Source organism: Natronolimnohabitans sp. A-GB9, from assembly GCF_030848565.1.
GTDB lineage: Archaea > Halobacteriota > Halobacteria > Halobacteriales > Natrialbaceae > Natronolimnohabitans.
In genome coordinates, this window is record NZ_JAVDDV010000024.1 from 13,048 (window position 1) to 38,687 (window position 25,640).

Below are 25,640 nucleotides of genomic sequence, written 5' to 3' on the forward strand. Positions count from 1 at the left end.
AAAATCCGGACAGTGCGGCCGTCCGGCGGTTGGGGTAGAGTGCTATATCCGCTCGAGACCCATGCGTTAGATAATGACTTCCAGTGAGTTCACCACCAGGCAGAAACTCCTCGCGGAATTTTTCGGATCCGCGACGCTCGTCTTCATCCTTGTGTCGTCGGGGCTACTCGCCGACGGAATGCTCGAGGCGAGTCCGAGTATGGGCGTACTGTTCATCGGGCTGGCGACCGCCGGCTGGCTGTTCGTCGTCGTCCAGATGATCGGGCCGATCAGCGGTGGCCACGTAAATCCAGCAGTCACCGTCGCGCTGCTGGTGACCGGCGACGTGGACGCAAAGACTGCCCGACAGTACATTCCCGTGCAGTTCCTCGGGGGGCTCGCCGGAGTCTGGCTAGCGGGATTGACCGTTGTGAGCACGATCGGGTGGGAGGTGTTTGCCATCTCCGCTGTCGAGCGACCGGCGTCTACCTGGGTTGCCGAGTTCCTCGGGACTGTGGTCCTCGCGTCGGTCATCATCTCCCTGATCCGCCAGGAGAGCGATTGGATCGGTCTCGCGGTGGGCTTTACCGTCGGCATGGGTATCATCGGAACGGCCTCGACGGCATTTTTGAACCCGCAGGTCGCACTCGCTCGCATCTTCACGTCGGGTATCGCCGGCATCCAGCCGTTCGACGCCGTCATGTTCATGTTCGCCTCGATGCTCGGCGGGATCGCTGCGGGTCTCATGTGGCGCTACCTCTGGCCGCGACCGACGCTCATCGACAAAGCGAAACCAAAACCCAGCGACGATACAGTCCTCGACGACTCGGTCGCGAAATCGTAGCTGCGAGCCGAACGCGTTCGAGGTATCGAGGATCGACGGAACCCGCTTCGGTTCCGAACTGTTTTCATACGGTCTCCTGTCGTCACTGGCCGCCGCCCCCATGTGGCGACCGGCGGGACCGCGGGACAGCAGTCCGTCTCAGTCGTCTCACTCGGGGCTGGAGCGCGCGGCTGACACAGTTCGTCTCCAGGCTCTCGAGGACGAAGCGGCCACTGTGGACGCCGAGGTGGATAACGCGGCCGTCGTGGACGACGGGTAAGCCGTCGACATCGACTCGAGAGAGCCGCGAACCGTGGCCCGCGGTGGTCCGGGCCGCGACTCGCGACGCAGAACAGCAACGGTTTGGCGATTCGATACCGTTCCGACAGAAGCGGGAACCCGAACGACGACCCTCGTTCGGACGTGCGTGGTCGAACGCCCGCCGGTCAGTGTGCCCCAGCCGAAGCGCCGTGGTCGTCCTCGAGTGCCGCGAGGACGAACCCACCGACGCTGAGCACCATGATCGTCCCGCCAGCACCAACGAGTGTGAGTTCGCCACCGAGGAAGACGCCGGCGAGGATGGCGAGGACTCCCGCGACCAATGCTACGAAGCCAGCAGTAATCGCAGTCGAATCGTCCATAACTGAAATAACTGGAGATACTCCTGATAAATCGGTCGGATAAACGAGAACCGAACTACTGAAGTTATACTGCCGGACAGTCGTCAGTGAGACATCGGCTGCGCAGGGCCTAGATTCCCGCATTCCGCCGCTATTCGTCGCCGGCGGTCGTTTTAACTGCTTCAGGATCCATCAGAAGGTATGAGCACACGATTCGGCGCCGAGGAAGACGGCTTCTGGGGAGAGGCCAACAGCGGCGTCGTCCGCCGGGCGTACCGGCGACTCGCGAATCGAGTCTCCGATGGCGTCTACCGTCTCGACGCCGACGGCCGGTTCGTTGCGATCAACGACGGCTTCGTCGAGTTGACTGGCTACGGCCGCGACGAACTCCTCGGCGAACACGTCTCCGTGCTCCTCGAAGATGCGACCGTGTCTCGAATCGAACGCGAGATCGAGCGCCACCTCGCGGAGGGAGTGGACGAACTCGACACGCTGACGCTGTCCGTCGAGACCGCCGACGGCGAGTGGATCAACTGTGAGCTGGACATCGATCTCCTCGTCGCCGACGGCGAGTTCAGGGGGACTATCGGTGTCGCTCGGGAGTGTCCCCAGCGGTCGGACAGTATCGAGACGACACAATCCTCCTATGACTCGCTGACCAGCGTCCTCGAGGAGGCAAACATCGGCGTCATCGTCCTCGACGACGAGTGTACCGTCACGCGAGTCAACGAGACGATCGAACGCTACTTCGGCCTCGAGCGCGCCGAAATCGTCAGCCGAGACAAGCGCGAACTGATCGACGACACGATAAAATACGCGTTCGCCGATCCGAAGCAATTTGCCGAAACAGTCATCGCAACCTACGAAGACAACAGCTACATCGAGCAGTTCGAGTGTCGCGTCACGGCCGGCGAGGACCGTGCGGAACGCTGGCTCGAACACTACAGCACGCCGCTCGAGTCGGGTCCCTACGCAGGCGGACGGATCGAACTCTACTACGATATCACGGACCGAAAGCGCTCCGAGGGGGCCCGCCAGGAGACCGAAGAGCGGTTCCAGTCACTGGTCGATGCCGTCGAGGAGTACGCCATCTTTCGGCTGGACCCGGACGGCTACGTCGTCAGCTGGAACGACGGTGCCGAGGCGATCAAGGGCTACGAGACTGAAGAGATCCTCGGCGAACACTGCTCGACGTTCTATACGGAGTCCGACCGGGCGGCGGACGTTCCAGAGCAGCACCTCGAGGCGGCGATCGAGGACGGATCAGTCGAAGACGAGGGATGGCGCGTCAGGAAAGACGGAAGCCGGTTTTGGGCGTCGGTCACGATCTCGGCGGTGTGGAACGACGACGGAAGTCTCCGGGGATTCCTGAAAGTCACCCGCGATATGACCGACCGGTACGAACGCGAGCAGGAACTCGAGAACGAACTCCAGCGGGTTTTCGGTCGGATCTCCGATGCGTTCTACGCGCTCGACGAGGAATGTCGGTTCACCCACGTCAACGAACGAGCCGAGCAGATCCTCGATGCCGACCAGGACGATCTGCTCGGGACGGACATCTGGACGGCCTTTCCCGACCTCAAGGGAACCGTCTTCGAAGACCGGTACCGGGAGGCGATGACGGACCAGGAGGCAGTCTCGTTCGAGGCGTACGCGCCGTCGAACGACGCCTGGTTCGAGGTCCACGCCTATCCGTCGGAGACGGGGCTGTCGGTCTACTTCCGGGACGTGACCGAGCGGGTCGAGCGAGAACGCGAACTCGAGCGAACCGAGCGGCGGTTCGAGGCGATCTTCCAGGATCCGAACATCCTCGTCGGGTTACTCGAGCCCGACGGGACGGTACTCGACATCAACGAGACGGCGATGGAGTACATCGATGCCGACCTCGAGAACGTGACCGGCGAGCCGTTCTGGGAGACACCGTGGTGGGGCGAGGGCGATGCGGTCCAGCCGGAGATCAAGCGGAGGACCGAACGGGCGGCGGACGGCGAGTACGTCGAGTTCGAGACATCGCTCACCCGTCCGAACGGCGAGGAGTACACGCTCAGTGGGTTCTTCAGACCCGTTACCGACGAGGACGGCGAGGTGGTCTCTATCATCGTCTCCGACCGCGACGTCACCGAACGGAAAAAACGCGAGCAACAACTCCGGAAGTCCGAACAACGCTATCGGACGCTCGCCGAGAACTTCCCCAACGGCATCGTCACGATGTTCGACGACGAGTGTCGATACACGCTCGCTGCGGGGGAGGCGTTCGGCGACCTCCCAGTCGCGCCGGACGACGTCGAAGGGAAAACAGTCGAAGCAGTCTGGCCCGACGAGCCTGCCAGACGACTCGGGACCGCGTTCCGGGATGCACTCGAGGGGGAACGACGGGTCGTCGACGTCGAGTACGCAGGTCGGGAGTGGGTCGTCCGTATCGTCCCACTGACCGGCAGCGACGGCACCGTCTTCGGCGGGATGACGATCGCCCAGGACATCACCGAGCGCAAGGAACGCAAGCGGGCCCTCGAGGAGAGCAAGCGACGCTATCAGACCCTCGTCGAACACTTCCCCAACGGCGCAGTCGGCCTCTACGACGAGGAACTCACCTACACGGTCGTCGGTGGCGAACTGATAGACGAGTTGGGGATCGATCCCGACATGGTCGTCGGTAACGCCATCACCGAACGATATCCGGACGAGCTCGTCGCAGAGTACGGCTCGTGTTTCGAGGCCGCCTTACAGGGCGAGTCGAACACGTTCGAGGCCGAGTACCACGGCCGCGATCTGGTCGTCCACACGCTACCCGTCCGAAACGCCGACGGCGAGATCCACGCGGGGATGGTGATGGTCCAGGACATCACCGAACGCAAGGAGTACGAACGCAAACTCGAGGAATCGAACGAGCGGTTAGAGCAGTTCGCCTACGCCGCCAGCCACGACCTCCAGGAACCGCTGCGAATGGTCTCGAGCTATCTACAACTCATCGAGAGCCGGTACGCCGACGTCCTCGACGAAGACGGCGAAGAGTTTCTCGAGTACGCCATCGACGGCGCCGACCGCATGCGCGCGATGATCGACGGCCTCCTCGAGTACTCCCGGGTCGAGACGCGAGGCGACCCGCTCGAGCCGACCGACCTCGACGACGTTCTCGAGGACGTCCTCGAAGACCTTCGACTCAGAATCGAGAGCACCGACGCCGAGATCACCGCCGAGGACCTGCCCCGTGTCGAGGGCGATCCGAGCCAGCTTCGGCAGGTGTTCCAGAACCTGTTGTCGAACGCGATCGAGTACAGCGGCGACGAGCCGCCACGGATCCACGTCGGTGCCCAGCGAGTCGGCGACCAGTGGCGGATCTCGATCCGCGACGAGGGGATCGGGATCGATCCCGACGAGACGGACCGGATCTTCGAGGTGTTTCAGCGACTCCACAGTCGCGAGGACCACTCGGGCACTGGGATCGGCTTGGCGCTCTGTCGACGGATCGTCGAACGCCACGGCGGTCGCATCTGGGTCGACTCCGAACCGAGCGATGGCTCGACGTTCTCGTTTACGTTGCCCGCAGTAGACGAATAGTCGAACGAACTCGAGAAAGGACGTGGTTAGTCGCCGATGCAGTACCCCAGCCCGTCGGCGCCGTCGCGTTCGCAAGCGTTCGACGAGCGTGGGCGGACCGAGATCGTCGTCTCACAGTCGGGACAGCGGTAGACGATACAGCCGTCGGTCTCGCGGACGATCCAGTCGCCGTCGATGTGGCTCTCGTGACCACAGTCGAAGCAATGGAGGACTGCCTTGGGGCTGCCGGGAGGCCGGGATCGGGATGTCGAGGGCGGGGACGTCATTACGAGAACAAAGGAGCTGGACGGCAAAAACGGTGTCGAACCGCTGAGATATTACCAGGTAATTACAACCGTGGCAGGCGCTGACGCCCCGAAATAGAGGTGTGTTATCCGGAATCAAGACCAACGATAAAATTACCAACTATCACATATTTTTGGTGCAATCACTGATCGAACTCGTGTGATCGGCCTCGAGTGAGGACCGGCTGGGACGCAAACGTGTTATACTGCCGGACAGCAGGCAGTGAGCCGTCGGTCGCGACGTCGCGGCCGTCACCGTCGGCAACGGCCGCAGTCGTGGGACCGACCGGTGAACCGTGCTGTCCGACAGTACAGGACGAGCGAACGTATCGAGCCGACACTCATATCACGGGTAGAACAATGCGGGGCCTACGTTTAGTGCACTCGGCGGTGTACGCTCGGCTATGAGCGACACACGAACGACAACGAATGGATCGCCGATTCCGGTGCGGACGGCTGGACTCGCCGCCGTGATCGGCGCGTGGGTTCTCTGGTCCGGTGTCATACTGACTGGAACCGGGGCGATCGTCCTGAACAACGTCGTCGTCGGAGCGGCGATCGCTGCCATTGCCGCCTACGCCGCGGCCTGGCCCGACGGCGGGCGGCTACCAGCGATCGCAGCCCCACTGGTTGCTGCCCTGCTCGGACTCTGGATCGTCGCCGCGCCGTTCGTCTTCGAAGTCGGGGAACGACTGCTCTGGAGTAACGTGATCTCCGGCATCCTCGTCGTGATCCTGGCCGGTAGCAGCGTCTACGGGAGCTGGCAGCTGACACAGTCGAGAGCGACCGGTGTCTGAGACGGACTGCTGTCGTCAGTTACGGGCCAACCGCGATCGCTCTACGGGTCTACCGGCGGTTCGTCAGGAAACCGTATGATCGGTCGGTATCGATCGTGAGGGAAGCTATATTCTCGTCGGCCGCGTACGGTCCGTGATGACGCCTGGACCCCAACGGACGGACGAGCGGAGGCATGCCGATCGAGTCACTCGATCGGATCGGTCCCGCACCAACCCGTCGGACCCCGAGCGGCCGGCGCGACCCGAAGACGTACTCACCCGAGTGGATCGGCTCGAATCCGAGCTGGGGCGCCTCGAGAACACGGTACGTGGCGTCGCTCGAGTGGCAAACGTCGACGTCGGGTGTCCGTGCAACCGCTGTGACCGGAGCTATCTCCTGATCAGCGACGACGTGATGGCGTGTCCGGTGTGTGGCTACCGCCGGCCGTTGTGATCGGCCCCTCCATCGTCGCCGTCGAGTGACCGGTGGTCGACGCTGACTCGGTCGATGTCGATCGAAAAACGCGCCGCGGCCGCCTCTATTCCCTGTCGACCAAGGCGGCGGGCTTGGTCACGTAACCTTATCGCTCCGAATAGTATAGTTTTTTGGTATAATAGACGACTGAAAATTCCTCTGAAAACGCCCCTGGACACACATTATTTAAGGTTACAGTTCAGTCTCGAGAACACTCACGCGAATTGGGTGGCGGGAAAGGCTACCGGAAACCCAACGGGTCTATACGTCTCTGTGGTGGGTCCCGTTGATGACCACGGTCGTCGAACTCGAGATTCCGGCCGACCGTCTCGGCGCTGCCCAGACATTCGACCGTGTCTCGACCTTCGAGTTCGAGATCGGTGGCATGATCGGTGACACACCGCCGCTGGTCTGGGTCTCCGGACCGGACCGGGAGACCGTTCGCGAAGCACTCGAGGCGGATCCGTCGGTCGACGTCATCGCGACGTTAGGCGACGAAACCCAAACGGACGGGGCTTCGATCGACCATGAACGCTGGCTGTTCCGCCTCGAGTTCGGTGCGGAGAGCAAGCTGTTCGAGCAGATCGTCATGGAAAACGACGGGGCGATCCTCGAGGCGTGCGGGGAGAACGGCTCGTGGTCGGTGACGCTGTTGTTTCACGACCGAGAGGCGCTCTCGGAGTGTTACGCGCTGTTCGAGCAGTACGAGTTCCGGATGGAGGTCAGGCGCCTCGCAGGGGTCGATGACGTCGCAAGCGCACAGACGCCGCTGACCCAGACCCAGTACGAGACGATCTGTAAGGCCCACGAACTCGGCTACTTCGATATCCCGCGCGAGATCACGCTCAAGGAGTTGGCCGCGGAACTAGACATCTCACACCAGGCGCTTTCGGAACGGCTCCGTCGGTCCCAGGCCGCACTCGTCAGCGCCGAGTTGACCGACGGAATGACACCGACGGCGATCGACCCGTAGTCTGTGGCTCGGTTCTCGAGGCTCGGTTGACTCGAGACGCGAGGCCAGCAGAGCAGCAGCGTTCTCGATGTCGATCCCTAACCACGTTTCCAAATAATAACAATGTCGACCCTCGAAGGGGTGTGAGTGGACGATCGTTCAGCTATTCTCGATCAAAAGATATACTAACCGCAACAACTAGCTTTATTACCTGACGCATCCATAGCAGTAGTGTCGGCAGGACTGCCGACCCGCGACGCTACCGAGTGCAATACGACGCGCCGGTGGATCACTCGTGCTCAATCACAGCGGTCACTCGTGGCTGTGTGGCCGTGACCGACGACGTTGGGGTCGACAATAATCGGCCCCCACCTCGTTTTCGAGCGTCCGACGACGATCGTACAACGAACAGGGCGGCGTGAGACGGCCAAGATACTTCCCTACCGCCACAGGAGCTATCAGTATCGACAATGGCGGACAGCGCAGCCCGGCTCGGACATACCGATGGAACACGATCGGACGGAGCACAGTCGACTGGTCGGTCGGAGGCTGACGACGACCTCGAGCCAGACGAGATCTTTCACATTTTGCAGACGAGTCGCCGCCGCCGCGTTCTCGAGCATCTCGAGGGCGGCGACGAACCGGTAACCGTCCGGACGCTCGCCGAGCGGATCGCCGCCCGAGAGAACGACACGACGGTCGAGAACCTGACCTCGGATCAGCGCCAGCGCGTCTACATCTCGCTGTACCAGACCCACCTCCCGAAACTCGACACCGCAGGGGTCGTCGACTACGACAAGAACCGCGGCACCGTCGAATCGACCCCGCTTGCGGCCCAGTTCGATCCGTTTCTGTCGGAACTCGAGCCATCGTCGATGGATCCGTGGCTCGGCCGGTACGCGGGGGCGGTCGGCTGCTGTGGACTAGCGGTCGCAGCGACTGCGACCGGCACCACACCGATCTCCTGGAGTACCACGGCACTGCTCGTCGTGACGGCGTTCGGTGCCGTGACTGCGGGTCACGCTTATACGGAACTGGCGTGACACCGCTCGGTCTCGATACGGCCCCTGTTCCAACGGCCCGCCCCACTCGAGCCGGGGTGTGCCGGGTCTAGTTCCGTCCGTACGAAACGATCGACTACAGTTCGATCGCCATCATCACTTCGTCGACGTGGTGGCCGTTGAGCTTATAGTGATCCTTACGGATCGCTTCGGTCTCCCAGCCGTGTTTCTCGAGGAACGCGATGGCATCCTCGTTGCTCGCGGGAACGCTCTGATAGACCCGTTCGTACCCGTTGGCGCCTGCCCACTCGAGCCCCCGCGCGAGGAGATGCGAGCCGAGCCCGTGGCCGCGATACTCCTCTAAGACGCCGACGGTCAGTTCCGCGGTATGGGAGAGTTTCTCCAGTTCTGGCGCATAGAGGTGAACCCAGCCGACGACGTCGTCGTCGACAGTCGCGACGAAGAACATTCGCGCCTCGAGGTCGTTGTGTCGGAGCAGGGCCTCCTCGTGGTCGATCTCGTCGGCGACGCTCTCGGCCTCGATATAGGTCTTCTCCTCGGCGACCTGTCTGATGGCGCCGACGACCCCCGAGAGGTCCTCCTGTCTGGCCGGCCGGATGTGAAACTCGAGATCCTCCGAGACGTACTCCTCCTCGGCCCCGGCGTCGATCGTCACCCGGAGTTTGCCGTCTTCCCCTTCGAGGCGTCCGTCGCGTTTGAGGATCGCGACGTGATGTCGAAAGCCGCTAGGTTCGATATCCAGTTCCGACTGTGCGTCGTCCGGGTCGACCGCGCCGTGGCGCTCGACGTACTCGTAGATCGCCTTTCGGTCCGCGTGGCCGAACTCGAGCGGTTCAGTCGTTTCCATGATGTGTGGTATCCCACCACAATACTTAGTCCTGCTGCAGCTCGGTCCATACCCGTAGTGGCACACATCCGACTCCTTGGCAACCGCGAGGACTTAATAGGAGAACTGGTGAATCCGACGTGACTTCCAGCCTCCGTTCATCACGTCGAGTGCGTGAGAGCGGACTGGTAGCTCTCGCGTGTCCCCATGTTCGGAACGGAACTGGTCGTCGCCGGTCTTGCCCTCGCCCTCGCGGTAGCCGCCGGATTGGTCGTCCACGAACTGGCACACGCACTCGTCTTGCGCCTCTTCGGTATCGATTACACGCTCTCCTATCTCCCTGGACGGACCGACGGTGTCGGCGGATTCGTAACGAGCGGTCCGCTGGCCGTCGTCCACCCCCACCCAACGGGACGGGATTCGGCGCACGCGCTTCGGGTTGCAGCGCTCGCGCCGCTTTCCCTCGCCGCCCCGGTCTTCGCCTTCGGTATCGGTGGGAGCGTTCCAGCCGACTCGCCGATCGTGCTGGCACTCGCAGTCGGCTGGCTCGCCTGTGCGATTCCGAGTCCCCAGGACTTCTCGGTGGTCTTCTACGCACACCGTGTCCTCGAGGCCGAGTCGAACGCGACGCGCGGTTCCCGCGCCGATTGACGGTCGTCGCTTCGCCGTCGCGTTCGTGACTCGCCACTCTAGGTTCGCTCCGAGTTCGGACCCACGACCATACGGTCTCCTGTCGTCACTGTCCGCCGCTCGCCGCCCCCGCCCTGGCGATCGGCGGGACCGCGGGACAGTAGCCCGTATCAGCTCTCGTCGACGGGCTCCGGCGACTCCCCCGCCTCGAGGAGGACGTCGCGGAGGATCCGACCGCGTTCGCACTCGATCTCGCGCCCGCGAAACTCGATGGTCGGCATACCTGTTCGTTCGGCTTCGAACACCTTCGATCTTCCCCGCACGTGACGGCTCGACGACGATCGAGATCCCCAGAATCGAAAGGCAGTTTTGGGCCACGCGAGTACCGCTTGGTATGCTTTCGATCGCGCTTGCCGGAAAACCAAACGCCGGCAAGTCTACGTTCTACACCGCGGCGACGATGGCCGACGTCGACGTCGCCAACTACCCGTTCACGACGATCGACGCCAACCGCGGCGTCAGCTACGTCCGGACGGAGTGTCCCTGTCTCGAACGCGAGGATCGCTGTAACGCAGACAACTGTGCGGACGGCAAACGATACGTCCCGATCGAACTGATCGACGTCGCGGGGCTGGTTCCGGGCGCCCACGAAGGGAAGGGCCTGGGCAATCAGTTCCTCGACGAGCTGACCAACGCCGACGTGATCGTCAACGTCGTCGACGCCTCCGGCGGGACCAACGAGAAAGGCGAACCCGTCGACATCGGCGAACACGACCCGCTCGAGGATATCGACTTCATCGAGGAGGAGATGGACCTCTGGCTGGCCGGCATCGTCGACCGCAACTGGGAGGCCGTCGAACGGAAATCGCGCTCGCCCGATTTCGACATCGACGACGCGCTGGCAGACATGCTCTCGGGCTTTGGCGCCTCGCCGAAACAGATCGCGACCGTCCTGCGGGAACTGGACTACCCCGAGGACCCGATCCAGTGGGAAGACACCCACCGCGAGGAACTCGCCCGGCTGGTCCGCGAACGGACCAAGCCGATCGTCGTCGCGGCGAACAAAATCGACGTCGCTCCCGAAGACCACGTCGAGAAACTGCTGGACCTCGACAAACCCGTGATTCCAACCACCGCGGAGGGCGAACTCGCCTTGCGACGGGCCGCGGACAACGAACTGGTCGACTACGATCCTGGCGACGAGACCGTCGAGATCGGCGACGAGGTCAGCGACGCCCAACGCGAGGCCCTCGAGGACCTCACCGAGGCGATGGCCGAGTACGGCGGCACGGGCGTCCAGGGAGCGCTCAACCACGCCGTCTACGACCTGCTCGAGCACATCACCGCCTACCCCGTCGAAGACGCCTCGAAGTGGTCCGACGGCAGCGGCAATATCCTCCCCGACGCCCACCTGCTCCCGGACGGATCGACGCCCGTCGACCTCGCCTACGCCGTCCACTCCGACATCGGCGATGGCTACCTGCACGCGGTCAACGCCAAGACTGATCGGGAAGTCGGCGAAGACTACGAACTCGAGGAGGGTGACGTGATCAAGATCGTATCTACTAACTGATTGTACTGTAACAAATAAGACTCTGCGTTTTACGCGGGCGTGATGATCGGGACAGGCGGAGGAATTATCGGAGTTGTTCTTCGTTCAATCGACGGTGATACTCAGATTTCATTATGTGTAGCGTGAGAAGTGCCGGAAAGAGAAGAAGTGGCCATAACCACGGAACCAGTAGAATAAGTATCGTAAACTGTACGGAAAAGAGCATCAGTAGAATATCGCTCTGCCTCTCGGAATCTATGGACATTAGACTATCATATTTCTGAGCTTATAATACATATTTCGCTTCTAACTAACCACTTCGCATCTACAGTGACCGCGAAGGTCGAAGCAGATCAAGATGGTGTTTATACGTTGTGTACACTGTGTGTACTCAGATATGGTAATCAAGATCGTCAGCACCAACTGACAATATTCTAATAGGACGGCTCTACGTTTTAGATGGGTGTGTCGATCAGTACAGACGTCTCAGTTACCGCTCACTACGCTCGCGGTGTCTTCGCCGTACCGCAGAGAGACGCGCTGTCGCGCGTCTCGAACACTGCGCCGGCCGATTCAGAAACTGCGAGCGAAGCGAGCAGTTTGCATCTGTAGTGATCATGAAGATCGAAACAGATCAAAATGAAGTTTATATGTTGTGGACACTGTGTGCACTCAGAAGTAGTCCCCGACAGCGAGTAATCCGACGGCGACAGTCACGATCGGCGTGTCGCATCGATTGGCGCCCCCGTCCGGTGAATATCCCATCCAGCCGAGATGGAACTCATAGAACTCGAACCAGCCGGGTGGTTCATCACCAGTGTACCCGACGTCGATACACGTCGAGAGTGGCAGTTCAGGGAAAGAAATCGCGATACAAACCACGGCGACCACGCCACCCAGTAGAAATCCGACCCCAACGAGTGACAATCGACTCGACATACACGACGGGCTGCTGTCAGTCGGTATATCCTTTGGGTTGCTGGGCCCGCATCCAGAGCGACCACGTCCCGTCGTGGGTTCGATACGGTGCTGACTGACCAGTCAGTTTAATATCGTCGAACGTCTACTGCCTCGAGAGGACGATGGAAAATCAAACACCGACGCTGATGGAGGACATCCATCGGGCACACGAAAAGAACAAGACGCACCTGTGGGGAGCGATCGTCTCGACTGTCATCTCGCTGTTTTTCGTCCCGGTCGTCGGTATCGTCGCGGCCTACAGCGGGGTCAAGCTGACGAACGTGATGGAGCGGTCGTGGTTCGGCCTGCTCTTTGCCGGTCTGGGGATCGCAAGCGTCGTCATGTGGTTGCTGGCGCTTGCGCTCTGGCAGTTCGGCTACGTCGAACTCGCCTAACTGGTATCGCTCGCGGATCGCCCGGCACACGTTCTCACAGTCGAAGTTCGACGTCATCCGAGTCCCGAAAGCGGTTCGAACCAGACGGCGAAGACGAGGACGGCCAGGAAGACGTACGACCCCCGAATCAACAACATCGTGGCCAGTTCCGGCTCGGCGCGGCGGGCGATCGCGGCGACGGCGGCGAAGGCAAGCGCCGCGAGGACCGCCGTCGGTGGGAAGACTCGAGCGACGGCGAAGCCGACGACGATCAGGAGTGCCGTCACCATGAGGCCGTAGGCGACGGTGTACGCCCGTCGTGGGCCGACAGTGACCGCGACGGTTCGTTTCTGAATCGAGCGGTCGTATGCGTAATCCTGTGTGTCGTCGACGACTTTGATCCCCGACAGGAGCACGAGGAAGACGAGCGCGAACCCGACGGCGACGGGAGCGACTGTCCCGGCCTGGACGTAGAACCCGCCGAGGATTGCAAGCGCGATTCCGAGCGGGTAGCCCGTCGTCGCCGTCACGGGATTCGTATCCAGCTGTGGCGCGTGGTGGTAAGCGATCACCCACGTCGGGACCGTCAACGCGGCGGCGACCCAGTCGACGAACACCCACAGCAAGATCGTACAGCAGAACGCGACTGCCGTCGAGAGCGCGAGCCCGACCCGACAGCCCCGTTCGGTCAAGGGGTGGTCGTCGTCCTCTCCGCGGACGTAGAAGTCGATGTAGCCGTCCTTGACGTGGGCGGTGTAGACCGCGGCGAAGATCGCGACGACGTGGATTGCAGCGAGTGTCGGTTCGAAATCGCCGGCGAGGATCGCACCGAACAGGGAGGCGGCAAGCGGCGGCGTCATGAAGACGGGATGGACCTGTGACAGGTACGCCCGAACCGTCGGACCGACGCCGGTCGCTGCTCTCGCGAGGGCCATGACTCGAGCGACAACGAACTGAGGTATAATACTCATCCCGAAGCGGGCTCTCAGGCGTCCGTCGAAACACACGGTTTGATGATCCGTCCCGTATCACGGACGAGCATGACAGACGGCGACACCGGTGCGGACCTCTTCGTCGACGCGCTCGAGTCCTACGGCGTCGAGTACGTCTTCGGCAATCCAGGGACGACGGAGCTGCCGATCCTGGAGGCCATCGGCAAGAGCGACCTCGAGTACGTCCTGGGACTACACGAGGACGTCGCGGTCGGGATGGCCGCAGGGTACGCCCAGACGCGGCGGTACCATGCCCACCACGACGACTCGATCACGCCGGTCGGCGTGGCGAACCTCCACATCGCGCCCGGACTCGCACACGGGCTGGGGAACCTCTACGCTGCGAAGATCGCCGGCGCGCCGCTGGTCGTCACCGCGGGCAACCACAGCACCGACTTCCGACACGAGGAGCCGATCCTCTCGGGTGACCTCGTCGAGCTGGCCGACCAGTTCTGCAAGTGGTCCGACGAGGTACTCGACGTCGACGCCTTGCCGACGATGCTCCGGCGGGCGTTCCGCGTCGCGATGACGCCGCCGACCGGGCCCGTCTTCCTCGGACTCCCCCTCGACGTCATGCTGGCCGAGACCGACGCCGAGCCCGAACGGCTCGGTCCCGTTCCAAACGCCGGCAGCGGCGATCCCGTACAGCTCGAGCGCGCCGCCGAGTTGCTGGCCGACGCCGACGCTCCCGTTATGGTCGTCGGCGATGGCGTCGCGCGCTCGGGTGCGGACGCCGTCACCGCGGCCGTCGAACTCGCAGAGGCGACGGGAGCCCGCGTCCACGGTGAGATTCTCGCCTCCGAAGTCGACTTCCCGGCCGACCACGAACAGTGGGTCTCACACATCCCACCTAGCGAGTCGCTCGCGTCGATGTTACTCGATACCGACACGATCGCCTTCGTCGGCTGTTCGACGAACACGACGTTGACCCGCCACGAGGAGGCGCTGGTCGACCCCGAGACGACCTGTATCCACATCAGCGACGACGATTGGCAGGTCGGCAAGAACCAACCCGCCGACGCGGCCGTCATTGGCGACCCGGGACTCGTTTTACAGGCGATCAGCGAACGCGTCCAGGGGAAGATCGACGACGCGACAGTCCGGGAGCGACTCGAGGACGTCGAGGCGGTCGCGGAGATGGTCGCCTCGAGGATGGGCGACGTGGGAACCGGCGACGCCACGAACGATCCTCGAGTCTCGAAGGCAGAACTCGTCGACGCGATGGAACGCGTGGCCGGCGACGCGTACGTCGTCGACGAAGGGGTCACCTCGAGGTTCGTTATGCTAGCCCGCTGGGATCTCGCGCCCGAGCAGTACATCTCGAACAAAGGCGGCGGACTCGGCTACGGACTGCCGGCCTCGGTAGGGGCCGCCATCGCCGAAAGCCAGCGCGACGAGCCCCGTGACGTCGTCGGCTTCATCGGCGACGGCTCCTACCTCTACTACCCCCACGCGATCTACAGCGCGGCCCGGTACGACGTCGACCTGACCGTCGTCGTCTCGGACAACCGTAACTATCGCATCCTAAAGGACAACACGATCGACCTCATGGGTGGCGGAGAGGACGACTACGAGTTCGTCGGCATGGACTTCGACCCGGCAGTCGACCTCGTGGCGAACGCCGAGAGCCACGGCGCACGGGGCCACCTCGTCGAGACGCCCGACGGGATCGAACGAACGCTCGAGGACGCCCTCGAGCGCGACGGCCCGGACGTCGTCGACGTGTTGGTTCACGACTAATACTGCCAGACAGCAGTCAGTAACACGTCGGTCGCGAACTCGAGCGGCCGTACAAAAACCACCACAGGAATTGACGGTCTTCGAACGGTATGTGCATCCAGGACATGAAAGAGCACGTCAGGGAGAACTTCGATACCAGCCCGGCCGCCTACGAGCGATACGAGAGCCAAACGGGACGGTTCGCGGACCTCGCCGAGCGACTCGAGGCGGCGATGCGGGAGCGACAGGACGGGACGCTCGAGTGGCTCCTCGACGCCGGTGCCGGCTCCGGGGCGAGCACGCGCGTCTTCGATCGAGAGGGTCGTGAGACCGTCGCACTCGACATCAGCGGCGAGATGCTCCGTGAAAACGGCGCGATAAGCCGGATCCAGGCCGACTTCGATCGGCTCCCGTTTGCCGACCGGAGCTTCGACGGCGTGGCGTTTACCGCCTCGCTGTTTCTGACGCCCGACCCGGACACGGCCGCAGAGGAGGCCCATCGTGTGGTTCGGCCCGGTGGCACGGTCGGCGCGGTCGCCCCGCTGGGCTGGACCACTGCCGACGAAACGGACGTCTTCGAGCAGGTTGGACGGGAGTCACGCTCGCCGACGACCGCCGACGAGATCGATGCGGCGCTTCGGGACCACTTCGACGTCGTCACCGGCACCTGGACGTTCGAGACGACAGCGTCGAACCTCCGGCTGTTTCACGCCGTTCCCGCGATGGCAGCACGGCTCTATCCGCGGCTGGACCACGAGGAACGCGTCGACCGTGCCACGGAACTGCTCGAGGACGTCGACGGCCCGCTTTGGCAACGCTGGCGGTGGATCGTCGGGACTCGAGGGAAAGGAACGGCCTGATGCGGACTGTTGTCCCCCTGTGCTGCCGATCGCCGCCTCCGTGTGGCGATCGGCGGGCAGTAACGACAGGAAACCGTATGACTCGCTTGTAAGAGAACTCTCCGACTGGGACCGACGGATACGATTACCGTACTGGCCGCCGTCCGTCCACCCATGACGGACGATCATCCCGACCGAACCCAGCAGTTACACCACCACCTCGAGGCGACCGGCGAGTTACCGATCGACCGCGAGGCCAACCGCTGGCTCGGCGAGGCCGAAGCGATCGCAGCCGACGTCGCGACGAGCGATCTCGACCGCGAGACGGTCCACGAGCGCGTCACGAAGATCCAGAAGCTGCTCTCGGAGGTCGACGGGACCGGTAGCGAGGACGGCGACGAGCACCTCGAGGCAGCGAGGGCGAGCTGTGAGGCGATCCTCGAGGACGGATGAGCCGGAGAGAACGCTGCAGTTTTATGTGAGTTCATGACGCGGTAGCCGATGATGACAGACAGCCGATCGATCCGATCGACGCGGAGGGCAGTGCCATGAACGCCGAACTGGACCTGCTGGTACAACTCAACGACTACGAGCGCCCGCAAGGCGTCGCCGAGCGCGCCGTCCAGGCCGAGGAACTTGGCTTCGATCGGATCACGGTCGGCGAGACGACCGGCTGGAACATCGTCCCGCCGCTGACGCTTGCAGCCGACCGGACCGAGACGCTGGGGATCTCGAACGACGTCGTCTCGCCGTTCGGTCGCTCGCCGGCGCTGCTCGCCCAGACGGCGCTGACGATGCACGACGCCGCCGACGGCCGGTTTCGACTCGGACTCGGCCCGAGTTCACCTGCGATCACCGAACGCTGGCACGGCCTCGAGTTCGATCGCCCGCTCCGGCGGACGCGTGAAACTATCGAGGTGATCCGCTCGGTCTACGAGGACGGAAACCCAGCCTACGACGGCGAGGTCTTCGATATCGCCGGGCTCGGCTACGAACGCGAGGTCCCGGAGAACCCGCCGCCGATCGATATCGCCACGCTCGGGCCGAAAGCCACCGAGATGGCCGGTCGCTTCGGCGACGGCTGGACCCCACAGCTGTTTACGACAGCCGGCCTCGAGAAGCGACTCGAGGACCTCGCACGCGGTGCCGACCTCGCCGGGACGGGCCTCGAGGACGTGCGTGTGGCACCGATCGTCCGCGGCGTCGCCAACGAGGACCGCGAGGCGGCACGCGAAAAGGCGCGTTCGACGATCGCGTTCATGCTCGGCGCCTACGGCCCCTACTACGGCGATTCGGTCGCCGAACAGGGGTATCCGGAGGTCGTCGAGGCAGTCCGTGCCGCCTGGGAAGAGCGCGATACCGACGCGATGGCGGCCGCCGTATCCGACGAGGTCCTCGACGAACTGGCACCCGCTGGCACTCCCGAGGAGGTCCGCGAGTGGGTTGCGGAGTACGCCGCCCTCGAGGGCGTCGACGCCGTCCGTCTCGGCTTCGTCGACGGAACGACCGAAGCCGAAAAGGAGACGACGATGGAGGCGGTCGCCGAACTGGTCGACGAGTAGCGTTCCACGGTGCTGTCGGGCGATTTCGCTCGAATATTCCGTTCGATCCCACACGTTGCTTAAATAGGAGACGGCGCTATCCGGGGTATGATACCACCCGCGAATTCCTCGTCCCCGGCACGTCCCGTCACCAGCGAACCCAGTGTCGGGACCGACGAAACCGCCGAGACGGCGATGGGACTGCTGGCGAGCCGACGGCGGCGGGCGGTGTTACGGCACCTAAAACGCGTCGGCGGCAGCGCCACGCTGGCCGACGTGGCAGCGGCGATCGCGACCGAGACGCGGACCGCAGGCCCGAGGACGGTCTCGGACCACGGCAACGTCTCGAGGCGACAGCGACGAGCCGTTCGCCTCTCGTTACACCACGTCCACGTGCCGAAACTGGCCGATGCGGACGCGATCGACTACGATTCGGAGACGAGAACGCTCACGCTCCGTGAGCACGGGCGTACGCTTCTCGCCCGGGAAGGAGCCGTCTGTGGCCCGGTTCGATACTAGGCACTCGAAGCGACAGGAGCCGCTGGGAACCAGTGCGGTCGCAGTCGTTACGGTTCGATGACGAGCTTGCCGAGGACGCTCTCGTTCATCACGTCGCGGTGGGCCTGTGGCGCTTCCTCGAGATCGTACGTTCGGGCGAGTTCGATCGACAGCTCGTCGGATTCCATGAGATAGGCGACACCCCGAAGCGGGACGCGCAGGTCCGGCGTATTGAACATACTCATGAACTGGTAGTTGACGTCCTTCGAACGGGCGGCGCCGTCGTTGGTAAAGCCCGGATCGGGACTGTTCTCGCCGATCCCGACGACGCGACAGCCGGTCGCGGCGACGTCGGCGTCGAACTGGAGATAGTCGTCCAGCCGGTGGTCCAGTATCGCGTCGACGCCGCCGTCGGCGGCCTCGAGGACGGCGTCTGCGAGATCGTCACGCGCGTAGTCGAGGACGGTCCCGGCACCGAGCGCCTCGAGGTCGTCGTGGTACTCCTCCGCGGCGGTCGTGATGACGCGGGCGCTGACGGCGTCGGCGATCTGGACGGCCGCGTGGCCGACCCCGCCGGAGCCGCCGTGGACGAGACAGTACTCAGCGGGCTCGAGGTCGGCGTGGGCGACCAGCGCGCGCCAGGCAGTGACGGCGACGACGCCGGCCGCGCCGGCTTCGGTCAGATCAGCATCGTCGGGAAGGGACACGACGCGATCGGTCGGCACCGTCGCGTACTCGGCGTAGGCGCCCTGGAAGGAGCCGTTACCGATGCCGGTCCCGAAGACGCGATCGCCCTCGTCGAAGCCTTCGACGTCGTCGCCAGTCTCGGTCACGATCCCGGCGAGATCGACGCCGGGCGTGAAGGGGACGTCGACGGGCTCGTAGGAGCCGTCCCGGAAGTAGGTGTCGACGGGGTTGACCCCCGCGGCGGCCACCTCGACGAGGAGTTCGTCGGCGTCGGGTTCCGGCCGGTCGACGTCGTCTACCTGCAGTACGTCCGCATCGCCGTGCTCGTGGAGTCGGACAGCGCGCATCTCGTTGCTACCATGCCCGTAGAGGCGTATAAGGCTACACGTCCCGGCGAGTTCGTGTCAGTACGGGCTTGTCGATCTCGCGATCCTGTCGAGTTCGGTCGCCAAGCGAGTCCGCTCTTGTATCGGCAAGTCAAACGCTTGTCCGCGCGCTGGCACTCGTCTCGTGTACGATGGGCAATCTGGATATCGATGGCTCCGAGCTCGAGGACGTCACGGTCGCGGGGTCATCTGTCACGGTCCGTGGACGCTGGTCGAGGCAGGCTCGTGGACGGACGGCAGCTGACGTCCGCAACGCCGGTGGCGAGTGGGTCGACGAAGAGGTCGTCGACGACGGGCTGATCACGAGTCACAACCCCGACGACCTCGAGGCGTTCTGTGAGAGGCTGCTCGAGGAGTTTGGCGCGACGAATCGGTAACCGATAGCGACGGCTATCGGACCGCTTTCGTCGCGTCGTCGATAATCTCGAGGGCGTCTTTCAGGTTCTCCATGCTCGTCGCATACGACAGCCGCGCGTAGCCCTCGCCGTTTTCGCCGAAGGCGTCGCCGGGAACGACGACCACGTCGCGCTCGAGGACCTCGTCGACCCACCCCGCAGGGACCTTCGGCATCACGTAGAACGCGCCCTGTGGCGTGGGCACCTCGAGACCGGCGTCCTCGAGGCCGTCGAGAACGACGTCACGCCGTTTCTCGAAGGCATCGACCATCTCCTCGACCGGCTCCTGTGGCCCCGTCAGCGCAGCCTCAGCGGCGTACTGAGCGGGTGCTGAGGCACAGGCCTGCCCGTACTGGTGGACCCGCAGCATACGTTCGATGCGTCGGTTCGAACCGATCACCCAGCCGAGTCGCCAGCCGGTCATCGAGTAGGTCTTCGAGCAGGCGCTGACGACGACCACGTTGTCCGTCTCGGCAAACGCCATCGGGGAGTGGTGTTCGCCCTCGAAGACGATCTTCTCGTAGACCTCGTCGGAGAGACAGAGCACGTCGTGTTCGTCGGCGATACGGGCAAACTCACGCATGTCCTCCTCGCTCTGGACGGCTCCGGTCGGGTTGGCGGGACTGTTGACGATGAAGGCGGCGGTGTCGTCGGTGATCTCCTCCTCGACGGTGGCGGGATCGAGCGTCAGATCGTCGCGTAGCCCGACCGGTTTGGGCGTCCCGTCGGCGATCTTCGTCAGGGCATCGTAGGAGACGAACCCTGGGTCGGGGAAGATGACCTCCTCGCCGGGGTCGACGTGGGCTTCGATCGCGAGATGCAACGCCTCGCTGCCGCCAGAGGTGGCGATGACGTCCTCGGGATCGATCTCGAGGCCGTAATCACGGTCGTACTTCGACGCGATCGCCTCCCGAAGGGTCCGGGTCCCCTTGTTCGACGTGTAGGCGTCGGTCTGCCCGGATTCGATCGCCTCGATGGCGCCCCGCCGGGCGTGGGCGGGCGTCGGGAAGTCCGGCTGGCCGATCCCGAGGTTGATCGCGTCCTCGCTTGCGGCCTCGAACACTTCGCGAATCCCGCTGATCGACACCTGCTCGACTCGGTTGGCGAACTCGGTCATGCCTAAAGGGGTGGGGCCGACCCCGTTAACGCTTGCTGTGTCCGTCGGTCCCGAGTCACGCTCGAGCGACCGGTGGCCGTGAAATTCGTGTTACGGAGACAGAACGTGACAAAAGGAATTTACGGGTTCTTACACTGGTCAGAACTGATGACTACCTCTCGACGAACCCTTCTCGCCGCTGGCGTCAGCGGAACGCTTGCGCTAACTGCCGGCTGTCTCGATTTCATCCGTGGCGACGGCCCGCTCGAACTGGAGGCCGAACGCGTCGCACCGTCCGAATCGGCCCTCGAGGAGGCCGGTTACGAAGAACACGAGATCGAGCGGGAGACGATCCACGAGCGCGTCGACGTCGGCGTCGAGCGTGAGGTCTCCGCGTCGGTCTGGCTCTCGTCGTACGCAACGGAGATCGAATATCAGGGCCACGAACACGACGGCGCGTTCTTCGCTGCGATTTCGGTCCCGGACGTCTCGGTCGCCGGCTATTCGGCCAACCCGATCGATGGAATGAGCAACGAAGAACTGCTCGAGGAGTTCCACGGTGAACTCGACGGTGAGTACGACGCGCCCGACGATCTCTCCCATCGGGAGTCGTTCGGCCTCGACATCCTCGGTGACGGACGCGAGGTCGACGTCTTCGAAGGTGAGACCGAGCTAGACGGCGAGCGGATCGAAATCGACGTCGTCGTGTCGTCGTTCGCCCACGAGGACGACGTACTGATCTTGCTCGGCAGCTACCCCGCGGCGCTGGCCGACGAGTCGGTGGCCGCCGAGGAACTGATGGAGTCGGTCGAACACCCCGTCTGATCGTCTGCTTACGTCTGATACGGACTGCTGTACCGCTGTCTCGTCGAACGGCAGAACAGATCAGCGAATCGGCGGGACGTGACGACAGGGGGTCGTAGAATGCGGAGCCGAAAGTGCGACTGATTTTCGCCACGCTTCTGACGCTACTCGAGTCAGGGACTGGACGAAAAATCGACCGGGATAGCGGCGGTCGTTAGTAGAACTCGCGAACGAGATCCATGGCGTCGTCGGGCGCGCCCTCGGGGATCTCGGACATGTCCTCGGTGACGCCGTGTTTCTCGTTGTACGGCACCGAGTTTTCGTCTTTGTACATGACGCCCTGGTACTCCTTCTCACCGTCGAGGATGACTTCCTTGGCGGCCTCGTAGTCGGTCGGGTCGTGGCCTTCCTCGTCTAAGTCGACGAGGCTGTCGCGGAAGTAGTCGTAGGTGTCGACGTCGTTGAACGTGACACACGGGCTGAACACGTTGACGAAGCCGAAGCCGTCGTGTTCGATCGCTTCCTGGACGATCTCCTGGTGGCGAAGTGCGTCGGAAGCGAACGACTGGGCGATAAACGAAGCGCCGGATGCAAGCGCCAGTGCAAGCGGGTTAACCGGCGGCTGCTTCGTCCCTTCGGGGGTCGTCGAGGTTTCGAAGTCAGATCGCGAGGTCGGCGAGGCCTGCCCCTTCGTCAGTCCGTAGATACGGTTGTCCATGACACAGTAGGTCATGTCGACGTTCCGTCGGACGGCGTGGACGAAGTGGCCCGCACCGATCGAGTAGCCGTCACCGTCACCGCCGGCGACCATCACTTCGATGTCCGGGCGGGCGAGTTTGACACCGGTGCCGACCGGGAGCGCACGGCCGTGGACCCCGTGAAGGGCGTAGCTGTGCATGTAGGTCCCGATCTTGCCGGAACAGCCGATTCCGGCGACCACGAACGTGTTGTCGGGGTCGTTGCCGGTCTCGGCGAGTGCTTTCATCATGCCGTTCATCGTCCCGAAGTCACCGCACCCGGGACACCACGTCGGCTGCTTGTCGGATTTGAAGTCTGTGAATCGGACGTCGGAGCTCATTGTGCAGGCACCTCCTCGGAGAGTTTCTGAGTAATCTGTTCGGCGAGTTCGTCCGCCTTGAATCGGACGCCGGTGTACTTGTTGATCCGCTTCAGACGGGTAAGGGCATCGTGTTCGAGCAGGTCGGCGAACTGCCCCGTCGCGTTACACTCGACGACGATCGTCTCCTCGGCGGCCTCGATCTCGTCGGTGAGATCCGGTCGCGGGAAGATGTACGGCACCGAGATGACGCGGACGTCGACGCCGTCTTCCTCGAGATAGTCGAGCGCTTCGGCGAGTGCGCCTTCGTTGGAGCCCCACGTGATGACGAGGTTGTCGGCGTCCTCGTTGCCGAACTCGCGGTACTCCCAGCCCTCTTGTTCTTTGGCGGTCTCGACTTTGCGGTTGCGCTTGTCGACCTGCTGGACGCGCTCGTCTTCGTCTTCGGTCCGGCGGCCGAGCTCGTCGTGCTCGAGGCCAGTACTCATGTGCGCGCCGTCGGTCGTGCCGGGGATGGCACGCGGGCTGACGCCGTCGTCGGTGACGGCGTGGGCGCGGAACCGACCCTGTTCGTCGAGCCACTCGTCGACCTCGTCGTCGTCGTCGACGAGCTTGCCGCGGTCGATCTCGACCTCGTCCATGTCGAAGGCCTCCGGCGGGAACGTCTGCTCGGTAACCGACATCGCCAGGTCGGAGACCAGAAAGACCGGCGTCTGGTACTTCTCAGCGAGGTTGAACGCCTCGATGGTCTTCCAGAAACACTCGTCGATCGACGTCGGAGCGACGACAAAGCGTGGGACTTCGCCGTGGCCGCCGTACAGCGCCATGTTAAGATCGCCCTGTTCCTGTTTCGTCGGCATCCCCGTCGAGGGGCCGGAGCGCTGGACGTCGGCGATGACCAGCGGCGTCTCACTGGTCGCGACCAGTCCGAACGTCTCGGTCATCAGGTCGACCCCGGCGCCAGACGTCGCGGTCATCGATCGAGCGCCCGCACGTGCGCCACCGAGAGCCATGTTGATGGCCGACAGTTCGTCTTCGGCCTGCACGACGTGGCCGCCGTAGTCCTCGATCCGGCCCGTCAGATACTCCATGATCGACGTCGCGGGCGTGATCGGATAGCCGGCGTAGAACCGACAGCCAGCGGCGATCGCGCCCATGCCGATCGCTTCGTTTCCGTTCAGCAGGACGTAGTCGTTGTCGGTCGTCTCGAGGTTGTACCCGAGATGATCGACGTCGTAGTTCTCCTGGACGTACTCCTGGCCTTTGCGGGCCGCTTCCTTGTTGTTCTCGACGATCTTCGAACCCTTCCCACCGAAGCGCTTCTCTAAGGATTCGTCGAGGTACTCGACGTCGAACCCGGTGATCTCACAGGCGGCACCGAGCGCGACGATGTTGCGCATGATCGCGCCGCCGGCCTCCTCGGCCAGCGACTTCAGCGGGACGTCGACTGCGGTCATCTCGTCGGGAATCTCGGCCTCCCAGGAGCGCTCGCCATCGTAGATGATAGCGCTTCCCTCGTGGAGTTCGTCGAGATTCTCGTCGATTGTCCGCTGGGTCAACGCGACCAGGATGTCCAGTCGGTCGACGACGCTCTGGACTTGGTCGACTGACGTCCGAATCTTGTAGGCTGTGTAGCCACCGCGGATTCGCGACGCGAAGTCTTTCGACGTGAATACGTGTCGTCCGGCACGGGAGAGTGCCTGAGCGAAGATCTTTCCGGTGGAGTCGATACCGTCTCCGGCTTCGCCACCGATCGCCCAGTTGAGGTCCTCGGCCATGTTATCTCGAATCTTGCCTCCAATAAATGAAAAGGCTTCTGAAAGCCCAATCGGACCGCCGCAATAACGGGGAATATGTCTGGGTACTATATACAGATTTATTAACTGTGATAAAATACAAACGAGGTGTTTTACGCGCTATCTATGCCGAAATCGGGAACCAACGACACCGTCGAGTAATGATCCGTACACACCACTCTCATTTCTGTCATACTTCTCGTATCTGATTCCCGACCACGTGTCCGTGTCCCCGGCGAACGAGTCGGTGAATCGTTCGAGCCACGTATCGTGGAACGGAACGCCTTTTCGAACGGCTCTCGAACGCGTTCGACATGGCAATCGAGGGGACACCAGTCACCGTCGAATCGAGCCGTGAAGTCGGTCCGGACACCGTCGCACTCGAACTCGAGACTCCCGCGGAGTTCGATGCGCTTCCCGGACAGTTCGTCCTGTTGCGGGCCGTTCCCGGCGACGTCGATCCCGAAGAAACGGAGATCGACGAGGACGACGTCGTCATGCGACACTATACGCTCTCCTCGCCGGGCGTCGAGGACACCTTCGAGATCACGGTCGGTGTCGATCCCGAGGGCGAACTCTCGCCGTGGCTCGCCGACCTCGAGGGCGGCGAGACCGTCCATATCGAGGGTCCGTTCGGGGCGATCACCTACGAGCGCGACGACGACGTCGTCGCCGTCGCGGGCGGACCGGGCGTCGGCCCCGCAGTCGCCATCGCCGAAGCAGCCCACGAGTCGGGCCACGACGCCGTCGTCGTCTATCGGGACGACACGCCGGCCCACGAGGAGCGACTCGAGGCCCTCGAAGAAGCCGGCGCCGACGTCGTCCTCCTCGAGGCGGGCGACGACGAGGGCCTGATCGAGGCGATCGAGACGTACCGCGAGGACGGGCAGGTCTACGCCTTCGGCTTCGACGACTTCGTGACGACCGTCGCGGACGCGATCGACGACGCCGGCGGCGACGCCGACGAGGCGCTGATCGAGAACTTCGGGTAACGATCCG

At 63.4% G+C, this 25,640-nt stretch carries 24 protein-coding genes and 2 pseudogenes; 17 read left to right on the plus strand and 9 right to left on the minus strand.

Features of this window, described 5'->3' with window-relative positions:
• Positions 1–73 precede the first annotated feature (73 nt).
• A complete protein-coding gene (locus RBH26_RS18620; protein ID WP_306759879.1) occupies positions 74–823 on the plus strand; it encodes an aquaporin in 750 nt (249 codons plus the stop codon).
• A gap of 425 nt (positions 824–1,248) precedes the next feature.
• On the opposite strand, the gene RBH26_RS18625 is transcribed toward RBH26_RS18620, so the two are convergent.
• Positions 1,249–1,443, minus strand: coding sequence for a hypothetical protein (locus tag RBH26_RS18625; RefSeq protein ID WP_306759880.1), 195 nt, complete (start codon positions 1,441–1,443; stop codon positions 1,249–1,251).
• Between the two features lie 180 nt (positions 1,444–1,623).
• On the opposite strand from RBH26_RS18625, the gene RBH26_RS18630 reads away from it, so the two are divergent.
• Entirely contained in the window at positions 1,624–4,980 is a 3,357-nt protein-coding gene (locus RBH26_RS18630; protein WP_306759881.1) for a PAS domain S-box protein, read from the plus strand.
• Between the two features lie 26 nt (positions 4,981–5,006).
• Here the strand turns inward: RBH26_RS18630 and RBH26_RS18635 are convergent, their stop codons facing one another.
• Positions 5,007–5,246, minus strand: a complete 240-nt coding sequence (locus tag RBH26_RS18635; protein WP_306759882.1) for a hypothetical protein — start codon at positions 5,244–5,246, stop codon at positions 5,007–5,009.
• Positions 5,247–5,668: 422 nt separating this feature from the next.
• On the opposite strand from RBH26_RS18635, the gene RBH26_RS18640 reads away from it, so the two are divergent.
• The 4 genes from RBH26_RS18640 (at position 5,669) to RBH26_RS18655 (ending at position 8,510) form a co-directional block, all read left to right on the plus strand.
• Complete coding sequence (locus tag RBH26_RS18640) at positions 5,669–6,061, plus strand: SPW repeat protein (RefSeq protein WP_306759883.1); 393 nt, start codon at positions 5,669–5,671, stop codon at positions 6,059–6,061.
• 136 nt (positions 6,062–6,197) lie between these two features.
• Positions 6,198–6,494, plus strand: coding sequence for a hypothetical protein (locus RBH26_RS18645; RefSeq protein ID WP_306759884.1), 297 nt, complete (start codon positions 6,198–6,200; stop codon positions 6,492–6,494).
• Positions 6,495–6,804: 310 nt separating this feature from the next.
• The gene (locus RBH26_RS18650) at positions 6,805–7,488 is read left to right on the plus strand and encodes a helix-turn-helix domain-containing protein (protein WP_306759885.1); all 684 of its coding nucleotides are present in this window, start codon (positions 6,805–6,807) and stop codon (positions 7,486–7,488) included.
• A 449-nt stretch (positions 7,489–7,937) separates the two neighbouring features.
• Positions 7,938–8,510, plus strand: a complete 573-nt coding sequence (locus RBH26_RS18655; protein WP_306759886.1) for a hypothetical protein — start codon at positions 7,938–7,940, stop codon at positions 8,508–8,510.
• 94 nt (positions 8,511–8,604) lie between these two features.
• On the opposite strand, the gene RBH26_RS18660 is transcribed toward RBH26_RS18655, so the two are convergent.
• Positions 8,605–9,336 (minus strand): GNAT family N-acetyltransferase, encoded by a 732-nt coding sequence (locus tag RBH26_RS18660; protein ID WP_306759887.1) that lies wholly within the window; start codon positions 9,334–9,336, stop codon positions 8,605–8,607.
• Between the two features lie 186 nt (positions 9,337–9,522).
• On the opposite strand from RBH26_RS18660, the gene RBH26_RS18665 reads away from it, so the two are divergent.
• A complete protein-coding gene (locus tag RBH26_RS18665) occupies positions 9,523–9,966 on the plus strand; it encodes a hypothetical protein (protein ID WP_306759888.1) in 444 nt (147 codons plus the stop codon).
• A gap of 170 nt (positions 9,967–10,136) precedes the next feature.
• Here RBH26_RS18665 and RBH26_RS18670 read toward each other — a convergent pair.
• Positions 10,137–10,226 (minus strand): annotated as a pseudogene (locus tag RBH26_RS18670) ((2Fe-2S)-binding protein); the annotation flags it as partial.
• 113 nt (positions 10,227–10,339) lie between these two features.
• On the opposite strand from RBH26_RS18670, the gene RBH26_RS18675 reads away from it, so the two are divergent.
• Both RBH26_RS18675 and RBH26_RS18680 read left to right on the plus strand, forming a co-directional pair.
• Positions 10,340–11,518, plus strand: coding sequence for a redox-regulated ATPase YchF (locus RBH26_RS18675; RefSeq protein ID WP_306759889.1), 1,179 nt, complete (start codon positions 10,340–10,342; stop codon positions 11,516–11,518).
• 1,061 nt (positions 11,519–12,579) lie between these two features.
• A complete protein-coding gene (locus RBH26_RS18680) occupies positions 12,580–12,852 on the plus strand; it encodes a hypothetical protein (RefSeq protein WP_306759890.1) in 273 nt (90 codons plus the stop codon).
• A 53-nt stretch (positions 12,853–12,905) separates the two neighbouring features.
• Here RBH26_RS18680 and RBH26_RS18685 read toward each other — a convergent pair whose 3' ends face one another.
• Complete coding sequence (locus tag RBH26_RS18685; protein WP_306759891.1) at positions 12,906–13,766, minus strand: UbiA family prenyltransferase; 861 nt, start codon at positions 13,764–13,766, stop codon at positions 12,906–12,908.
• Between the two features lie 105 nt (positions 13,767–13,871).
• Between RBH26_RS18685 and RBH26_RS18690 the strand changes: the two genes are divergently transcribed.
• The 5 genes from RBH26_RS18690 to RBH26_RS18710 all read left to right on the plus strand — a co-directional run bounded on the left by RBH26_RS18690 (position 13,872) and on the right by RBH26_RS18710 (position 18,441).
• Positions 13,872–15,563, plus strand: coding sequence for a thiamine pyrophosphate-binding protein (locus RBH26_RS18690; protein WP_306759892.1), 1,692 nt, complete (start codon positions 13,872–13,874; stop codon positions 15,561–15,563).
• A gap of 104 nt (positions 15,564–15,667) precedes the next feature.
• Positions 15,668–16,402 carry a class I SAM-dependent methyltransferase gene (locus RBH26_RS18695; protein ID WP_345784088.1) on the plus strand — a complete coding sequence of 245 codons (735 nt, stop codon included), beginning with the start codon at positions 15,668–15,670 and terminating at the stop codon, positions 16,400–16,402.
• A gap of 153 nt (positions 16,403–16,555) precedes the next feature.
• The gene (locus RBH26_RS18700) at positions 16,556–16,834 is read left to right on the plus strand and encodes a hypothetical protein (protein WP_306759894.1); all 279 of its coding nucleotides are present in this window, start codon (positions 16,556–16,558) and stop codon (positions 16,832–16,834) included.
• A 95-nt stretch (positions 16,835–16,929) separates the two neighbouring features.
• Entirely contained in the window at positions 16,930–17,943 is a 1,014-nt protein-coding gene (locus RBH26_RS18705) for a TIGR04024 family LLM class F420-dependent oxidoreductase (RefSeq protein WP_306759895.1), read from the plus strand.
• Positions 17,944–18,030: 87 nt separating this feature from the next.
• Positions 18,031–18,441, plus strand: a complete 411-nt coding sequence (locus tag RBH26_RS18710; RefSeq protein WP_306759896.1) for a hypothetical protein — start codon at positions 18,031–18,033, stop codon at positions 18,439–18,441.
• Positions 18,442–18,488: 47 nt separating this feature from the next.
• Here the strand turns inward: RBH26_RS18710 and RBH26_RS18715 are convergent, their stop codons facing one another.
• Positions 18,489–19,454 carry an NADPH:quinone reductase gene (locus RBH26_RS18715; RefSeq protein WP_306759897.1) on the minus strand — a complete coding sequence of 322 codons (966 nt, stop codon included), beginning with the start codon at positions 19,452–19,454 and terminating at the stop codon, positions 18,489–18,491.
• 214 nt (positions 19,455–19,668) lie between these two features.
• Here RBH26_RS18715 and RBH26_RS18720 point away from each other — a divergent pair.
• Positions 19,669–19,870: pseudogene (locus RBH26_RS18720) on the plus strand (DJ-1/PfpI family protein); the annotation flags it as partial.
• A gap of 13 nt (positions 19,871–19,883) precedes the next feature.
• Here the strand turns inward: RBH26_RS18720 and RBH26_RS18725 are convergent.
• Positions 19,884–21,005, minus strand: a complete 1,122-nt coding sequence (locus tag RBH26_RS18725; protein ID WP_306759898.1) for a pyridoxal phosphate-dependent aminotransferase — start codon at positions 21,003–21,005, stop codon at positions 19,884–19,886.
• Between the two features lie 147 nt (positions 21,006–21,152).
• Between RBH26_RS18725 and RBH26_RS18730 the strand changes: the two genes are divergently transcribed.
• Positions 21,153–21,809: a DUF6517 family protein gene (locus RBH26_RS18730; protein ID WP_306759899.1), complete on the plus strand. Its 657-nt coding sequence runs from the start codon at positions 21,153–21,155 to the stop codon at positions 21,807–21,809.
• 193 nt (positions 21,810–22,002) lie between these two features.
• Here RBH26_RS18730 and RBH26_RS18735 read toward each other — a convergent pair whose 3' ends face one another.
• Together RBH26_RS18735 and RBH26_RS18740 are read right to left on the minus strand one after the other, a co-directional pair.
• Positions 22,003–22,866 (minus strand): 2-oxoacid:ferredoxin oxidoreductase subunit beta, encoded by an 864-nt coding sequence (locus RBH26_RS18735; protein WP_306759900.1) that lies wholly within the window; start codon positions 22,864–22,866, stop codon positions 22,003–22,005.
• Complete coding sequence (locus RBH26_RS18740) at positions 22,863–24,623, minus strand: 2-oxoacid:acceptor oxidoreductase subunit alpha (protein WP_306759901.1); 1,761 nt, start codon at positions 24,621–24,623, stop codon at positions 22,863–22,865. The genes RBH26_RS18735 and RBH26_RS18740 overlap by 4 nt, the downstream gene beginning before the upstream one ends.
• Positions 24,624–24,955: 332 nt before the next feature.
• On the opposite strand from RBH26_RS18740, the gene RBH26_RS18745 reads away from it, so the two are divergent.
• Positions 24,956–25,633 (plus strand): FAD-dependent oxidoreductase, encoded by a 678-nt coding sequence (locus tag RBH26_RS18745; RefSeq protein WP_306759902.1) that lies wholly within the window; start codon positions 24,956–24,958, stop codon positions 25,631–25,633.
• The last annotated feature ends 7 nt before the right edge of the window (positions 25,634–25,640 follow it).

What these genes read in the sequence shown, in the direction of transcription:
- RBH26_RS18735 (WP_306759900.1), bottom strand. Translation starts at nt 22,866, where the DNA reads ATGAGCTCCGACGTCCGATTCACAGACTTCAAATCCGACAAGCAGCCG.
- RBH26_RS18710 (WP_306759896.1), top strand. Translation starts at nt 18,031, where the DNA reads ATGATACCACCCGCGAATTCCTCGTCCCCGGCACGTCCCGTCACCAGC.
- RBH26_RS18690 (WP_306759892.1), top strand. Translation starts at nt 13,872, where the DNA reads ATGACAGACGGCGACACCGGTGCGGACCTCTTCGTCGACGCGCTCGAG.
- RBH26_RS18650 (WP_306759885.1), top strand. Translation starts at nt 6,805, where the DNA reads ATGACCACGGTCGTCGAACTCGAGATTCCGGCCGACCGTCTCGGCGCT.
- RBH26_RS18665 (WP_306759888.1), top strand. Translation starts at nt 9,523, where the DNA reads ATGTTCGGAACGGAACTGGTCGTCGCCGGTCTTGCCCTCGCCCTCGCG.
- RBH26_RS18635 (WP_306759882.1), bottom strand. Translation starts at nt 5,246, where the DNA reads ATGACGTCCCCGCCCTCGACATCCCGATCCCGGCCTCCCGGCAGCCCC.
- RBH26_RS18625 (WP_306759880.1), bottom strand. Translation starts at nt 1,443, where the DNA reads ATGGACGATTCGACTGCGATTACTGCTGGCTTCGTAGCATTGGTCGCG.
- RBH26_RS18730 (WP_306759899.1), top strand. Translation starts at nt 21,153, where the DNA reads ATGACTACCTCTCGACGAACCCTTCTCGCCGCTGGCGTCAGCGGAACG.
- RBH26_RS18745 (WP_306759902.1), top strand. Translation starts at nt 24,956, where the DNA reads ATGGCAATCGAGGGGACACCAGTCACCGTCGAATCGAGCCGTGAAGTC.
- RBH26_RS18705 (WP_306759895.1), top strand. Translation starts at nt 16,930, where the DNA reads ATGAACGCCGAACTGGACCTGCTGGTACAACTCAACGACTACGAGCGC.
- RBH26_RS18675 (WP_306759889.1), top strand. Translation starts at nt 10,340, where the DNA reads ATGCTTTCGATCGCGCTTGCCGGAAAACCAAACGCCGGCAAGTCTACG.
- RBH26_RS18685 (WP_306759891.1), bottom strand. Translation starts at nt 13,766, where the DNA reads ATGGCCCTCGCGAGAGCAGCGACCGGCGTCGGTCCGACGGTTCGGGCG.
- RBH26_RS18645 (WP_306759884.1), top strand. Translation starts at nt 6,198, where the DNA reads ATGACGCCTGGACCCCAACGGACGGACGAGCGGAGGCATGCCGATCGA.
- RBH26_RS18695 (WP_345784088.1), top strand. Translation starts at nt 15,668, where the DNA reads ATGAAAGAGCACGTCAGGGAGAACTTCGATACCAGCCCGGCCGCCTAC.
- RBH26_RS18620 (WP_306759879.1), top strand. Translation starts at nt 74, where the DNA reads ATGACTTCCAGTGAGTTCACCACCAGGCAGAAACTCCTCGCGGAATTT.
- RBH26_RS18660 (WP_306759887.1), bottom strand. Translation starts at nt 9,336, where the DNA reads ATGGAAACGACTGAACCGCTCGAGTTCGGCCACGCGGACCGAAAGGCG.
- RBH26_RS18715 (WP_306759897.1), bottom strand. Translation starts at nt 19,454, where the DNA reads ATGCGCGCTGTCCGACTCCACGAGCACGGCGATGCGGACGTACTGCAG.
- RBH26_RS18700 (WP_306759894.1), top strand. Translation starts at nt 16,556, where the DNA reads ATGACGGACGATCATCCCGACCGAACCCAGCAGTTACACCACCACCTC.
- RBH26_RS18640 (WP_306759883.1), top strand. Translation starts at nt 5,669, where the DNA reads ATGAGCGACACACGAACGACAACGAATGGATCGCCGATTCCGGTGCGG.
- RBH26_RS18680 (WP_306759890.1), top strand. Translation starts at nt 12,580, where the DNA reads ATGGAAAATCAAACACCGACGCTGATGGAGGACATCCATCGGGCACAC.
- RBH26_RS18655 (WP_306759886.1), top strand. Translation starts at nt 7,938, where the DNA reads ATGGCGGACAGCGCAGCCCGGCTCGGACATACCGATGGAACACGATCG.
- RBH26_RS18630 (WP_306759881.1), top strand. Translation starts at nt 1,624, where the DNA reads ATGAGCACACGATTCGGCGCCGAGGAAGACGGCTTCTGGGGAGAGGCC.
- RBH26_RS18725 (WP_306759898.1), bottom strand. Translation starts at nt 21,005, where the DNA reads ATGACCGAGTTCGCCAACCGAGTCGAGCAGGTGTCGATCAGCGGGATT.
- RBH26_RS18740 (WP_306759901.1), bottom strand. Translation starts at nt 24,623, where the DNA reads ATGGCCGAGGACCTCAACTGGGCGATCGGTGGCGAAGCCGGAGACGGT.